Below are 12,039 nucleotides of genomic sequence, written 5' to 3'. Positions count from 1 at the left end.
TGGGAAACTGATTCCGGTAAGGAGATCTCCATATTCAGGAACAAAAATAATTATTTTTTTTGATTTTTTTGGTGCCTGCTTCCTTTTTTGGCGTTTCTAAAGTGATTACCTTTGCAGGTTATGTGTCACAAATTATGAGTAATCCGAAACAAATCGAAATAAAAGGTGCGCGCGTCAATAACCTCAAAAACATCGACGTGGTTATCCCCAGAAACACTTTCACTGTAATTACCGGTCTTTCCGGCTCCGGTAAATCTTCATTGGCATTCGATACGCTTTATGCAGAAGGTCAAAGGCGCTATGTAGAAAGCCTCTCAGCCTACGCACGTCAATTTCTGGGTCGCATGAACAAACCCGAATGTGACTATATACATGGTATTCCTCCCGCTATTGCCATCGAACAGAAAACGACTTCACGCAATCCGCGCTCCACGGTTGGCACTTCCACCGAAATTTATGAATATTTGCGTCTATTGTATGCCCGGGCAGGAAAAACTATCTCTCCAGTTTCGGGCAGAGAGGTAAAAAGACATTATGTACATGATGTGGTGCAGAAAATGCAAGAATACCGTGCCGGGACACGAATGGCGGTATTGTCGTATATACAGTTGAGAAACGGCCGAAGCCTGCGTGAGCAGTTGGAAATACTTATGAAAGAAGGTTTTACCCGTGTTGATGTGGGAGAACAGTTTTACCGGATTGACGAGTTACTGGAACAGAAAAAACTTCCTCCCGAAAATGAGGTTATGCTGGTAATCGACCGCCTATCCTGTTCTCCCGATAAAGCTGCTGTCAATCGTCTGTCCGATTCTGTTGAAACCGCTTTCCTTGAGGGTAACGGCGAATGTATTGTCCGCTTCTGGGGTGAAAAAGGAATTGAATCGTTCACTTTCTCCAACCGTTTCGAGGCCGACGGCATTACTTTTGAAGAGCCTTCAGATCTGATGTTCAATTTCAACAGCCCCGCCGGCGCCTGTCCCAGATGCGAAGGATTCGGCAAAATAGTTGGAATTGATGAAAGCTTGGTGATACCGGATAAAAGCCTCTCAGTTCAGGAAGAGTGTGTACAGTGTTGGAGAGGTGAAAAAATGAGCGAATGGAGAAAAGAATTTACCTACAATGCTTATAAAGTTGATTTTCCTATCCACCGCGCCTATTATGATCTGTCGGAAGAAGAAAAAGATATACTATGGAATGGCCGGCATGAACAAGATATTTACGGAATCAACGACTTCTTTGGTATGCTCGAAAAAAACCTGTATAAGATCCAATACCGGGTTATGCTGGCCAGATATCGCGGCAAGACCGATTGTACCCTTTGCAAAGGCACACGGCTTAAACAGGAAGCACTTTATGTGAAAATAGGCGGTAAATCTATTGCCGAGCTGGTGATGATGCCGGTAACTGAATTAAAACTGTTTTTCGAACATCTGCAGTTGGATGAAACTGATGCTGCTATTTCTGAAAGGCTGTTGACAGAGATAAACAACCGTTTACGGTTTCTTATTGATGTGGGGCTTGGTTATCTAACTCTAAACCGGCTCTCGAACACCCTGTCAGGAGGTGAAAGTCAGCGCATCAACCTGGCATCTTCCCTGGGAAGCAGCCTGGTGGGTTCGCTATATATACTGGATGAACCCAGCATCGGGCTGCATTCAAGAGACACTCACCTGTTAATAAAGGTACTTCGTGAATTACAGCAAATAGGCAATACCGTAGTTGTTGTTGAACACGATGAAGAGATAATACGTGAAGCAGACTATATTATTGATATCGGTCCCATGGCAGGCCGTCTGGGAGGTGAAGTCATGTACCAGGGTTATATGTCCGAGCTGGACAACAACAGTGACAGCTATACCGTAAAATACCTTACAGGTGAAGAGCAGATAGAGATCCCTGAAATACGTCGCAAATGGAACAACTACATTGAAGTTAAAGGGGCACGCCAGAACAACCTGAAGAATATCGATGTGAAGTTTCCGCTTAATGTAATGACCGTGGTAACTGGCGTAAGCGGCTCCGGGAAATCGTCGCTTGTAAACGAAATCTTTTTCAAAGCATTACAATTTCATTACAAAGGCACTGCACTGGAACGTGCAGATTTCAGCGATATTACAGGGGATATAAAGTTAATGAAAGGAGTGGAATATGTTGATCAGAACCCAATTGGAAAATCATCACGTTCCAATCCCGTAACTTACCTTAAGGCATTTGACGAAATAAGAAAGCTGTTCTCGGCACAACCCCTTGCCAGGCAGATGGATTTCTCTCCTGCTTACTTCTCCTTTAATGTGGAAGGAGGCCGTTGCGAAGAGTGCAAGGGAGAAGGCTCCATTACTGTTGAGATGCAATTCATGGCTGATATCAGGCTGGAGTGCGAATCGTGTCATGGCAAACGATACTCTCCCGAGGTATTGGAGGTTGAATACAAAGGGGTTACAATCTATGATGTGCTAGAAATGACAATAGACAGTGCCATTGAATTTTTTGGAATGCAGAAAGGTGCTGCAGAGAAGAAAATTGTTAAAAAAATTCAGCCTTTACAAGATGTGGGATTAGGATACCTGAAACTGGGACAATCATCATCAACTCTCTCGGGCGGTGAAAATCAGCGTGTAAAACTGGCATATTATCTGGGGGAAGAAAAAACGCAGCCCACTATTTTTATTTTCGACGAACCTACTACCGGCCTGCACTTCCACGATATAAAGACACTGCTTAAAGCTTTCAATGCGCTTATCGAACGCGGACATACGGTAATCATTATTGAGCACAACATGGAGGTTGTAAAGTGCGCCGATTACATAATTGACATGGGTCCCGAAGGTGGCAAAGCCGGAGGATACATTGTGTGCGAGGGTACACCTGAGCAGATAGCAAAATGTGATCAATCGTACACCGGACGTTTCCTGAAGGAGAAGTTACGACATTAAATATAGCGGAGTTGAAACCATAGACATTGCATTCCGAACCGTATCTAAAGCTAGAAAATCTTAAGCAGATATTGTTGCTGATAATGTAGCTGAACTCCAATATCTTTACTTGAACGGCAAGAGATTAATATTTTGAGAAAACACTGATTTAAAACAGATTTCTCAATATCCAATAGGCAAAAATTACAACCAACAGTACCACAGCCGCCCATCTGCCAAAAAAGAATTTTTCGATCTTCGGGTATTGCTCTTTCCCTCCTAAATACTCCAGATAAATACCCAGAATGATATAAGGCAGTGCAAGCACCATAAAAGCATTCTGTCTGAATGCAGTTCTGATATCAAGATGCAGCAAGCTGTGAATAGCCCTTTGTGAGCCACACCCCGGGCATTCGTAACCGGTTGCGAGAAGGAAAGGGCATTTCGGGAAAAACGGCTTCACCGATGGATCGAAGCGATAAAACACAAAAAGAGCTACCATAAGAAGAAAACCTATGGCAGAACCAATTGCTAATCCCTTGTTTTTTTTCACTGCTTCAGCAAGACGTGCTTAAAAATTGTAGCCGCTTGCATTGTTCTCAATAATATTTTCCATGTATGAAGGTAAATTACCTGTAGATAAAAGAATTATCCAAATAATCAGATACAATAATCCTGTACCAAAAGCTATAAGTGTCCACATCTTAGCTTTTTGAGCAGCCCTTTCCGATTCGGCATACATTCCGTTGAAATATAACGAATCGACCTTGGCTGCATAAACAATTCCAACAATTCCAAATGGTATGCAGCAGAATATTGTAGCTAAAATAGACTGCCATAGCCAGTTACCCGGTTTTAAAGGAGGAATGTTATCTGCATGATTCTCTTGCTGTGGCGGAATAGGTGGCTGTGTGAAATTTTGATCTTCCATATTATAATTTTTTTCCATAGATTAAGTATTTATCAAATTGCGTTGAGATGCTGCCTTAGATGAATATGAGGCTTTTTCCATTTTTAAGTATTTATCAAATCGCTTAGTCCTGGTATAGCAGCAAAAGATCCAATAAACACCATAAAAAGAGTTATTGAGATTATTATCAACAGTATCCATCCTATTGCTATCCACATGGCAATTTTGGTCCATTTGCCAGCAGACCGCGAAGCCTCAGCTGCTGCGGCATAGTCTCCTCTGTTGTAGAAGGATTCAACCTGAGACGCATATACTATACCGATGATTCCGAGAAGGCTCAGGAAGCTGCTGCACAGCATAAATGGCAAGATAGTCACAAGAATAGACTCCACAAGCCACGATTTGGGCATGACGGGCTGCTCACGGTACCCAGGTACAGCACTAGCCTGCCCATAAGATGAAGGGTGAGGCGCATTAGTTGGTTGAGGTGTACTGTATGTACCGTAAAAAAGATACTGCAGCTCGTCAACCTCTTCAGCACGTTTCCATTGCTCCATTCCTTGTGTCCATACAAGGGTGTCTCTTTTTATACTCTCTTGTCCAAGCTCCTCAGGAGAGAAAGTCCCTTTTTGCTTTCCCGCAGCGTCAATGTAGAAATAGTGGTTCATAGCTTCTTATTTTATTGGTAATCATCGGGTGTTATTCGTATCAAGTTGATGTTTCTGTTGTTTTCATCGTTATACATATATTCTATCACTACTTTGTTCTCCTTAAAAATGAGCAGATCGGGATTCCCGGAAAACTCTTTTTTAATATTTTCAACAAGTGCCACCGCTCCACTCTCTACAAGAGAGTCCGGGTTGGTTGTATTTAACACCGTATATCGATATCTGAAGACGTTATCTGACGATACCGATGCTTCTTCGAATCGCGTGTAGCCATCAAGCATGACAGGGGCTGATTCATTGATAGAGGCTGCCATTTCCGATAATTTCCTGTTTAGCTCCTTGTCCCCTGAATTACACCGGGTAAGCAGTATAGAAAAAAAAGCGACAGTTAGAATAATGTATCTTTTTTGCATAAGCAAACAATTATACCACAAAAGTAAAAAAGATTAGACTGGATTTAAAATAAATTAGACTTTATTTTGTTTCTTCTGTCATGAATTGTAATTCAGCATGAATACTTCTTGAATAATCCCTATATTCATTTGTTTCATAAAGTATTACTTATAAAAATACCGCAACAAAAAACGTTTAAAACGAATTGACAGAATGTCTCTCGACATTCTGCCAAACATGTTAACCTTAAATCTAATACTATTATGAAAAAACCACGTTACAAATATAAAAAAGAAATTAAAACCTACCAAATAATTTCAATAAAAAATCAAAAAATATTTTTTATTATCAAATTGGAAGTATATAATCAGATATCGGGCAAACCCATGCCTGTGATTTTGCGATACAGATCCAATGCATAAACATCTGTCATACCCGATATGTAATCAATAACTGATTGAATTTTCCCGTACATGCTTGGTGAATTGGTTTCATACTGATCGGGAATTCTGTCCAAAAGTAGCTTTGAATAGGCATGATCTTTATTTTGGATAGCATTGGTGAAAACATCAAGTAAAAAACCTATTATACGATATCCTGCAAGTTCAATATCAAGCACATCTTTAGAACGATAAATTTTATGAAAGGCAAAATCAGAACAGTTATTGTAGGCACTCACAGCCACAGGGGAAATATGTTTGATAAGAGAACCGGTAAACTCCCCGTTGAGAATCATCTCTTCATTATCGGTAAATACTTCAGAACATTCTTCCACAAGTAATCCGATCACCCCTGCACGCAGATAAGAAATCTGCTCATTTACATCGCTTACATACGATAATGTGGCGGTGCGCTTGCGACGGCCCTCTTCATCAAAAAAACCGAGCATCAGCTCCATCGCTTTCTCAGTAGATACCAGATGCAGCTTGTGGGCATCCTCTATATCCATTACCTGGTAACAGATATCGTCGGCAGCCTCCACAAGATATACCAGAGGATAACGTGCCAGCTTCAACGGGTTGCCGTTCAGCACGTCTATACCCAGGTCAACGGCAATATTCCTGTAATCATCCTCTTCCGATGCGAAAAAACCGAACTTGTTTTTTCCTCCGCTCAATTCAGATGAGTATGGATATTTAACTATTGAGCCCAGTGTGGCGTATGTCATCGCGAAACCGCCTCTTCTTCTTCCCCTGAACTGATGCATAAGCAACCGTAGAGCATTAGCATTACCTTCGAAAAAGGTAAAATCGGCCCACCTCCCACCCTCCTCCTCAACCGGTGTTTTTAAATAAGTCCCGCTCCCCTCAGAAAAAAATGTGGAGATAGCCTTCTCCCCTGAGTGCCCGAATGGCGGATTGCCTAAATCGTGCGCCAAACAAGCGGCAGAAACAATCGAACCAATTTCTTCGAAATGTGCTGCCGATCGTGGATACTTTTCTCGCAGTGCGCGCGCCACATTTTCTCCCAGCGAACGCCCCACGCTGGACACTTCCAGACTATGTGTCAACCTGTTATGCACAAACACACTACCGGGTAGCGGAAAAACCTGCGTTTTGTTCTGCAAGCGCCGAAAGGGAGAAGAGAAGATCAGCCTGTCATAATCTCGTTGAAATTCTGTGCGCTCATGTTTTTTTGCACCCTTATAATGCTCCATTCCAAATCTCTTTGCAGATAATAACTGTTTCCAATTCATGATTATCCTCCTAATATATGCAAAGATAACCTCTCTCGAACGATTTCTCCCCATCGCCAACAGATTAAATTTCGGCAACCTGCTAACACCTTCGGTTGCATGCACACTTGCATTTTCTTGATCCTGAGCCGCATCCATGCTCAATTGCAGGTAATGGGGAGCCAACTTTTGACATTTTTAATAAGATTAAGGGTGCAAAATATCCTGAATCTCCACAAATAAAGCTAAATTTGTATTCCCTTTCAAATCTGATTGAAATGAGATTGATGGCCTGCAGCAATTGCCTCCCTAATGGCGGCATCAACTGGTTTCTGCCTTTATAGTCTCCATTTAATCTTTTGTAGGGCAAAAATGTAATTATTGCACATAAACTCTCTAAATGACTGACAGCATTAAGCATGAATGCGGTATCGCGGTAATCCGGCTTCTCAAACCGCTTGAATATTATTACAAAAAGTATGGTACATGGCAATATGGCCTGGACAAACTCTACCTTCTTATGGAGAAGCAACATAACCGCGGCCAGGAAGGTGCCGGGCTAGGCGCCGTTAAGCTGGAGGCAACCCCGGGAAGTGAATATATTTTCAGAGAGCGTGCACTGGGCTCAGGCGCAATTTCTGAAATATTCTCAAAGGTTCATGACGCGTTCAGGCAGTTTACACCAGATCAGCTTAACGATATTGAATTTGTAAAAAAGGTAGTACCGTTTGCCTCGGAGCTGTTTATAGGCCATCTTCGGTATAGCACATCAGGAAAAATAGGGCTCACCTATGTACACCCTCTGTTACGCCGTAACAACTGGGCATCGAGAAGCCTTGCCCTTGCAGGAAATTTCAACATGACAAATGTTGACGAAATGTTTCAACAACTCCTGTCGGAGGGACAACACCCTCGCGATTATGCCGATACTTTCGTCATACTGGAATCGATAGGCCATTATCTAGACCGAGAAGTACAATATCAATACGATCATCTGGAAAAAAACAATATCGACGGACAAGAGGTAAGTTATTTGATTGAAGAAAGACTTGACATCCCATTCCTTTTAAAGCGAGCCTCCAAAAACTGGGACGGCGGCTACGCCCTTTCAGGATTAATTGGGAGTGGAGACGCGTTTACACTTCGCGACCCGTGGGGTATACGCACCGCATTTTATTACCACGATAGTGAGGTAGCTGTGGTAGCTTCGGAGCGTCCGGTTATTCAAACTGCTTTTAATCTTAAGAAAGACGATGTGCACGAACTGCAGCCTGGAGAAGCATTTATTGTGAAGCGAAACGGTACCGTCAGCCTTCACCAGATCCTCCCGAAAAAAGAAAAAATAACCCCTTGCTCTTTCGAACGTATATATTTTTCACGCGGATCGGATTATGATATTTATCGTGAACGCAAAAAACTGGGTGAACTGCTTGTTCCGGAAATAATTAAAGCAATTGATGACGATTTCGACAACACAGTTTTCTCTTTCATACCCAATACCGCTGAAGTGGCATACTTCGGGATGCTTCAAGGGCTGGAAGATCATTTCAACCACAAGAAAGCGGCCATCATTCTCGAAAAAGGCAGTACACTTACCAAAGAGGAAGTTGACCGGATTCTTTCCAAACGAGTCCGTTCTGAAAAAGTTGCCATCAAAGATATCAAGCTCCGTACTTTTATATCGCAGGGGAATACCAGGAACGACCTTGCAGCTCATGTATACGATGTTACCTATGGCTCTTTGAAAAGAGGTTTGGACAACCTGGTTATTATCGATGACAGTATTGTACGTGGAACAACTTTAAAACAGAGTATTATCAAAATACTGGACAGGCTTGACCCCAAAAAGATTATTATTGTATCATCTTCCCCTCAGATACGCTATCCTGATTGTTATGGTATAGACATGACGCGTATGAGCGAGTTTATTGCTTTCAAGTCGGCCATTGAGCTTCTTAAGGAACGCGGTATGCACCACGTGATTGATGAAACATACGAAAAATCGGTAGCTCAAAGCCACAAGAGTAAGGAAGAGATTGTGAATTACGTGAAGGATATTTACGCACCTTTTACTGAAGAGGAGATCTCTGAAAAGATTGCATGTATGCTTACTTCCAATGATATTAAGGCTAAGGTCCAGATAGTTTTTCAACGTATAGAAGATTTGCACAAGGCGTGCCCCAACCATCGGGGCGACTGGTATTTCTCGGGCAACTATCCCACGCCAGGGGGCAATCGTCTTGTGAACAACGCTTTTATCAATTATATAGAAGGACACGAAAATAAACATAGACAATATATACTTAATTTTACATAAATTCAAGAATGATTGAACGCATTATACTCATTGAAAATGTAGACCCGGTAGTATTTTTCGGCATCAACAACAGTAATATCCAGCTGTTGAAAACACTGTTCCCAAAACTTAGAATAGTAGCAAGAGGAAATGTTATCAAGGTAATTGGAGAAGAGGAGGAATTAATGGCGTTCGGAGCAAAAATTCATGAGCTGGAGAAATTCAGCAACGAAATGAATGTGCTGAAAGAGGAAGACATTCTTGACATAGTGAAGGGTAAAGCGCCCTCGGTGGTGAATGTGGACAACCTCATTATTCACGGGCTTAACGGAAAGCCTATATTAGCTCGTACCTTCAACCAGAAAAAACTGGTTGAAGTATTCGACTTTAACGACATGGTGTTCGCAATTGGCCCTGCCGGATCGGGGAAGACCTATACGGCTATTGCCCTGGCTGTACGCGCATTGAAAACAAAGCAGGTACGCAAGATCATACTCAGCCGCCCGGCAGTAGAAGCAGGCGAAAAACTGGGGTTTCTTCCGGGAGACATGAAGGAGAAAATTGATCCTTACCTTCAACCACTGTATGATGCCCTTGAGGATATGATCCCCCCCTTAAAACTGAAAGAGTATCTCGAAAATAAAATAATTCAGATAGCACCTCTGGCTTTTATGCGCGGGCGTACCCTCAACGATGCGGTTATTATACTTGATGAAGCACAGAACACCACGAAGCCACAGATAAAAATGTTCCTTACCCGCCTTGGGTTAAACGCGAAAATGATTGTAACAGGTGACATCACACAAATAGACCTGCCAAGTTCGCAACAGTCGGGACTAATTCACGCAATGAAGGTGCTGTATGGTATCAAAGGCATCGCCACGGTTGAATTCAATAAAAAAGATATTGTGCGTCATAAGATTGTACAGAGAATAGTTGAGGCGTATGAGAAAGAAGATGCGTTAGTACGCTCAAGAGCAGACAAAAGTCATAATACCAGCAACATAAATGCGGAGGATACAAGATAAACTACAAACAAATAAAATCATAAAGAGAAGATGAATACGTTAACAAAAACAAATTATAATTTCCCGGGACAATCAGGTGTTTATTATGGAAAAGTACGCGACGTATACAGCATTGGAAGCGACACGCTGGTAATGATTACCACCGACCGCATTTCAGCATTCGATGTGGTATTACCAAAGGGAATCCCATATAAGGGGCAGGTACTAAACCAGATAGCAGCCGACTTTCTCGATGCCACTTCCGATATTGTACCCAACTGGAAAACTGCCTCTCCCGATCCGATGGTTACAGCAGGAATACGTTGTGAACCGTTTAAGGTAGAAATGGTTATCCGCGGCTACATCACGGGAAGTGCATGGCGCGAATACAAGAAAGGGGTACGTTCCATTTGCGGGCTTTCGTTACCTGATGGATTGCGGGAAAATCAGAAGTTTGAATCACCTGTTATCACTCCTACCACTAAAGCAGATGAAGGGCATGATGAAAACATCTCGAAAGAGGAGATTCTAGCCCAGGGGCTGGTAAGCAGGGAAGATTACGAACAGCTGGAAGAATACACGTATGCACTGTTCAAAAGAGGGACTGAAATGGCTGCTGAAAAGGGGCTTATTCTGGTGGACACCAAATACGAGTTTGGCAAAAAAGATGGTAAAATATACTTGATAGATGAGATTCACACACCCGACTCGTCACGCTATTTCTACAGCGAAGGGTATAAAGAGCGTTTCGATAAGGGAGAAGAGCAAAGGCAGCTATCGAAAGAGTTTGTACGCAAATGGCTTATGGATAACGGATTTCAGGGGCAACCCGGACAAAAAATTCCCGAAATGACAGATGAATATTGCAACAGCGTTTCGGAAAGATATATTGAATTGTACGAAAAAATTGTGGGAAAGAAATTTGTGAAAGCAGATGCGAAAGCTCTGGAAAAACGCATTGAGAATAATATTACTGAATATTTAACCCACTGACAACTAAAAGTAAAAAAGTCACTAAACCTGAAAAATGAGTTATAAAGTAGAAAGGGTAAATCCTTACCATCCCGATAAGCCAAAGAAAGAGCAGATTATTCACATGTTCAATGAAATTGCTCCGGGATATGATAAGCTTAATGGTGCACTATCACTGGGTATTGATAATTACTGGCGCAGTGATGCCCTTAAGGTGTTGAAAAAATACCCTCACCATCAGATACTGGACATTGCTACTGGCACCGGTGATTTCGCTATTCTGGCACAGAAGATCCTGAAACCTGAAAAGATCATGGCTGTTGATATCTCAGAAGGGATGATGTCGATTGGCCGCCGCAAAGTGAAAGCAGGAGGACTTGACGATATCATAACTTTCGAAAAACAGGATTGCGCAGAGATGAACTTTCCTGATAACAGCTTCGATGCTTCCACCATAGCATTTGGGGTACGTAACTTCGAAGATATAGACAAAAGTTTCAAAGAGGTGCTTCGTGTTTTGAAGCCGGGAGGGGTATTTCTATTTATTGAACTTACAACACCCGGCAAAACACCGATGAAACAGCTCTATTCTGCTTATACCAAATATGTAATGCCTGTTTTGTCAGGTATCCTCGCAACCGAACAGAGGGCATATGAATATCTTCCCGAGTCTATTGCAGCTTTTCCACAGGGAAGAGAAATGATGCTTATCCTGAAGAAAAACGGGTTTACAAACATACGCTTAAGACGATATACGCTTGGTATTACAACATTATACATTGCAGAGAAACCGGTTTTATAATTTGAAATAATGGATACTTACGGACTGATTGGTTTTCCGCTTAAACACTCTTTCTCGGCAAAATTCTTCACTGAGAAGTTCATGCGGGAGAATATTGATGCTGAATACCTGAATTTCGAACTGGAGGATATCTTGGATATTCGTCGAGTTATACTTTTTAATCAGCATCTGAAGGGTCTGAATGTTACAATTCCCTACAAAGAAAAAGTGATTCCATTTTTGCACGATATCTCCCCCGAAGCAGAAAGAATTGGTGCCGTCAACGTGATCAGGATTGAGAGAAAGCCCGGAGACATGTATTACTACAAGCTTACAGGTTACAATACCGACTATACCGGATTTAAAAACTCTCTTAACCCTATATTGAAGGCAGATGTTCACAGAAAAGCATTGATTCTGGGTAC

Annotated in this window: 11 protein-coding genes (1 of these 11 running past the window's edge); 6 read left to right on the top strand and 5 right to left on the bottom strand. The window is 42.1% G+C overall.

What is annotated here, in order from left to right; genetic code table 11:
* The first annotated feature begins 134 nt into the window (after positions 1-134).
* The gene (uvrA, locus tag KDN43_RS07100) at positions 135-2,933 is read left to right on the top strand and encodes an excinuclease ABC subunit UvrA (protein WP_238869110.1); all 2,799 of its coding nucleotides are present in this window, start codon (positions 135-137) and stop codon (positions 2,931-2,933) included.
* Between the two features lie 148 nt (positions 2,934-3,081).
* On the opposite strand, the gene KDN43_RS07095 is transcribed toward uvrA, so the two are convergent.
* From KDN43_RS07095 to dgt, 5 genes are all read right to left on the bottom strand, one after another.
* Complete coding sequence (locus tag KDN43_RS07095) at positions 3,082-3,465, bottom strand: DUF2752 domain-containing protein (protein ID WP_238869108.1); 384 nt, start codon at positions 3,463-3,465, stop codon at positions 3,082-3,084.
* Positions 3,466-3,483: 18 nt separating this feature from the next.
* Positions 3,484-3,861 carry a CD225/dispanin family protein gene (locus KDN43_RS07090; protein ID WP_238869106.1) on the bottom strand — a complete coding sequence of 126 codons (378 nt, stop codon included), beginning with the start codon at positions 3,859-3,861 and terminating at the stop codon, positions 3,484-3,486.
* Between the two features lie 65 nt (positions 3,862-3,926).
* On the bottom strand, positions 3,927-4,490 hold the full coding sequence (locus KDN43_RS07085) for a GYF domain-containing protein (RefSeq protein ID WP_238869104.1): 564 nt from the start codon (positions 4,488-4,490) through the stop codon (positions 3,927-3,929).
* Between the two features lie 11 nt (positions 4,491-4,501).
* Positions 4,502-4,903, bottom strand: coding sequence for a hypothetical protein (locus KDN43_RS07080; RefSeq protein WP_238869102.1), 402 nt, complete (start codon positions 4,901-4,903; stop codon positions 4,502-4,504).
* Between the two features lie 347 nt (positions 4,904-5,250).
* The gene (dgt, locus tag KDN43_RS07075; protein ID WP_238869430.1) at positions 5,251-6,579 is read right to left on the bottom strand and encodes a dGTP triphosphohydrolase; all 1,329 of its coding nucleotides are present in this window, start codon (positions 6,577-6,579) and stop codon (positions 5,251-5,253) included.
* A gap of 379 nt (positions 6,580-6,958) precedes the next feature.
* Here dgt and KDN43_RS07070 point away from each other — a divergent pair, with 379 nt between their 5' ends.
* The 5 genes in view from KDN43_RS07070 to KDN43_RS07050 are tightly spaced (at most 34 nt apart) and all read left to right on the top strand, a layout consistent with a single transcriptional unit that may run on beyond the window.
* Complete coding sequence (locus KDN43_RS07070) at positions 6,959-8,875, top strand: amidophosphoribosyltransferase (protein ID WP_238869101.1); 1,917 nt, start codon at positions 6,959-6,961, stop codon at positions 8,873-8,875.
* Positions 8,876-8,883: 8 nt separating this feature from the next.
* Positions 8,884-9,882 carry a PhoH family protein gene (locus KDN43_RS07065; RefSeq protein WP_238869099.1) on the top strand — a complete coding sequence of 333 codons (999 nt, stop codon included), beginning with the start codon at positions 8,884-8,886 and terminating at the stop codon, positions 9,880-9,882.
* Positions 9,883-9,912: 30 nt separating this feature from the next.
* Entirely contained in the window at positions 9,913-10,854 is a 942-nt protein-coding gene (locus KDN43_RS07060; RefSeq protein WP_238869098.1) for a phosphoribosylaminoimidazolesuccinocarboxamide synthase, read from the top strand.
* 34 nt (positions 10,855-10,888) lie between these two features.
* Positions 10,889-11,635 (top strand): bifunctional demethylmenaquinone methyltransferase/2-methoxy-6-polyprenyl-1,4-benzoquinol methylase UbiE, encoded by a 747-nt coding sequence (ubiE, locus tag KDN43_RS07055; protein ID WP_238869096.1) that lies wholly within the window; start codon positions 10,889-10,891, stop codon positions 11,633-11,635.
* Positions 11,636-11,644: 9 nt separating this feature from the next.
* Positions 11,645-12,039: the 5' portion of a shikimate dehydrogenase family protein gene (locus KDN43_RS07050; RefSeq protein WP_238869095.1), read on the top strand. 358 nt of this gene lie beyond the right edge of the window; the window shows 395 of its 753 coding nt (coding positions 1-395); the start codon lies at positions 11,645-11,647; the stop codon falls past the right edge of the window.

The organism is Proteiniphilum propionicum (assembly GCF_022267555.1).
Taxonomy (GTDB): domain Bacteria; phylum Bacteroidota; class Bacteroidia; order Bacteroidales; family Dysgonomonadaceae; genus Proteiniphilum; species Proteiniphilum propionicum.
This window is presented reverse-complemented; position numbering and strand designations above follow the sequence as displayed.

Coding starts and splice junctions, on each gene's coding strand:
- KDN43_RS07085 (WP_238869104.1), bottom strand. CDS start 4,490: ATGAACCACTATTTCTACATTGACGCTGCGGGAAAGCAAAAAGGGACT.
- KDN43_RS07065 (WP_238869099.1), top strand. CDS start 8,884: ATGATTGAACGCATTATACTCATTGAAAATGTAGACCCGGTAGTATTT.
- KDN43_RS07080 (WP_238869102.1), bottom strand. CDS start 4,903: ATGCAAAAAAGATACATTATTCTAACTGTCGCTTTTTTTTCTATACTG.
- dgt (WP_238869430.1), bottom strand. CDS start 6,579: ATGAATTGGAAACAGTTATTATCTGCAAAGAGATTTGGAATGGAGCAT.
- KDN43_RS07090 (WP_238869106.1), bottom strand. CDS start 3,861: ATGGAAAAAAATTATAATATGGAAGATCAAAATTTCACACAGCCACCT.
- uvrA (WP_238869110.1), top strand. CDS start 135: ATGAGTAATCCGAAACAAATCGAAATAAAAGGTGCGCGCGTCAATAAC.
- KDN43_RS07060 (WP_238869098.1), top strand. CDS start 9,913: ATGAATACGTTAACAAAAACAAATTATAATTTCCCGGGACAATCAGGT.
- ubiE (WP_238869096.1), top strand. CDS start 10,889: ATGAGTTATAAAGTAGAAAGGGTAAATCCTTACCATCCCGATAAGCCA.
- KDN43_RS07070 (WP_238869101.1), top strand. CDS start 6,959: ATGACTGACAGCATTAAGCATGAATGCGGTATCGCGGTAATCCGGCTT.